This window comes from Polaromonas sp. (genome assembly GCF_016185115.1).
Classification (GTDB): domain Bacteria; phylum Pseudomonadota; class Gammaproteobacteria; order Burkholderiales; family Burkholderiaceae_C; genus Polaromonas.
Map to the genome: position 1 here is coordinate 1 of NZ_JACPOF010000031.1, position 1,824 is coordinate 1,824.

General features: G+C 61.1%; 1 protein-coding gene and 1 pseudogene. Both read left to right on the forward strand.

Features of this window, described 5'->3' with window-relative positions; all coding sequences use genetic code 11:
- Positions 1 to 1,165 (forward strand): annotated as a pseudogene (istA, locus tag HYX42_RS23190) (IS21 family transposase); the annotation flags it as partial.
- Positions 1,166 to 1,202: 37 nt separating this feature from the next.
- A partial coding sequence (locus tag HYX42_RS23195) for an ATP-binding protein (protein ID WP_293407758.1) occupies positions 1,203 to 1,824 on the forward strand: 622 nt, incomplete at its 3' end.

Below are 1,824 nucleotides of genomic sequence, written 5' to 3' on the forward strand. Positions count from 1 at the left end.
AGACGTTATCGAAAACGGCCTTCGTGCCGTTGAAATTTGCGCTAGGCGAGGCGTTTCAGTTTGATTGGAGCGAAGAGCAGTTGCTGATTGGCGGCACGGTCCGTCGTTTGCAGCTGGCGATCTGAAGTTATGCGCGAGTCGTGCGTTTTTTCTGAGCGCTTATCCGAACCGAAGTCACGAGATGCTGTTCGATGCGCACACGCGAGCGTTCGTGGCGCTGGGCGGGATCCCACGACGCGGCATCTACGACAACATGAAGACAGCGGTTGACAAGGTCAAGAAGGGCAAAGGTCGGGGGGTTAACGCGCGGTTCTCGGCGTTGTGCGCGCACTATCTGTTTGATCCGGACTTCTGCAACGTGGCCTCGGGTTGGGCGAAGGGGGTGGTGGAGAAGGACGTGCAAGACAGCCGGCGCCGGGTGTGGCAGGAGGCGGGTCGCGAGACCTTCAGCAGTTTCGGAGAATTGAACATTTGGCTGTCGCAGCGCTGCCGTGCGTTGTGGGGTGAACTCACACATCCCGAATATCGCGAGGTGCGCGTGAGTGAGGCGCTCGAACACGAGTTATCGCACTTGATGCCGGTGCCGACGTTGTTCGATGGCTACGTTGAAGAACTGGGCCGGGTGCCGGGCACGTGTTTGGTCAGCGTGGACCGCAATCGTTACTCGGTGCCCTGCGAATGGGCCGGGCAGATGATGGGGATCCGGTTATATCCCGAGCGGATCGAACTGGTGATGGAGCCGCCGATGGTGGCGAGTCACCTGCGAACGTTTGAACGCAATCAGATCTGTTATGACTGGCAGCACTATATTCCGGTGGTGATGCGTAAACCTGGCGCGCTGCGCAACGGCGCGCCGTTTATGGAGATGCCGCTGCCATTACGACAACTACAAAAAGTCCTGCTGCGGCGTGAAGGCGGTGAGCGCGTGATGGCCAAAGTACTGGCGGCGGTCCCACTGCACGGACTGGAGGCGGCGCTGGCCGCGGTGGAGTTGGTTCTCGAATCTGGCGCCATTAATGGCGAGCAGGTGATGAATGTGCTCGCACGCTTGCGCCGCGGGCTGCCGGCCACGACGGCCGGGACCGCCCTGCAGCTGATGGAAGCGCCGCGGGCTGATCCGGCCCGCTACGACGGCCTCCGCGCCGAGGAGGTGGGCCAGGCGTGATGTCACCGCCGAATTGAAAGCGTTGAAGTTATACGGCATGGCATCGAGTTACGCAGAGCTCCTCGAGGCGGGCGGCAGCGCCGGTCTTCAGAGCAGCCGCTGGCTCATCCAACATTTACTGGCGGCCGAAAGCACCGGGCGCCACCTGCGCTCCATTCGTTATCAGTTAAGCGCGGCGCGCTTCCCCGTGCATCGTGACTTGCGCGGCTTCGGTTTTACGCAAGGGAAAGCCGCTGCGCGCCTGGGCAATGAGCTGGCCAACTTAGCGTTCACCGAGAAGGCGCATAACGTGGTCTTCACCGGGGCGCCGGGGACTGGTAAGACGCACCTGGCGGCCGCGCTCGGAGTGGCGGGAATTACGCAGCACGGCAAGCGTGTGCGATTCTTCCCGGCCGTCGGGCTGGTTAATGCACTGGAGCATGAAAAGGCCACCGGCAAACCCGGACGACTCGCCAATCGTTTGATGTATATGGACCTCGTGGTGCTCGATGAGCTGGGGTACCTGCCCTTTAGTCAACCCGGCGGGGCGCTGCTGTTCCATTTACTCTCTAAGCTGTATGAACGGACCAGTGTCGTCATCACCACCAACCTTGCGTTTGCTGAATGGGCTAACGTGTTTGGTGAGACAAAGATGACCACGGCGCTGCCCGGCCGGCTCA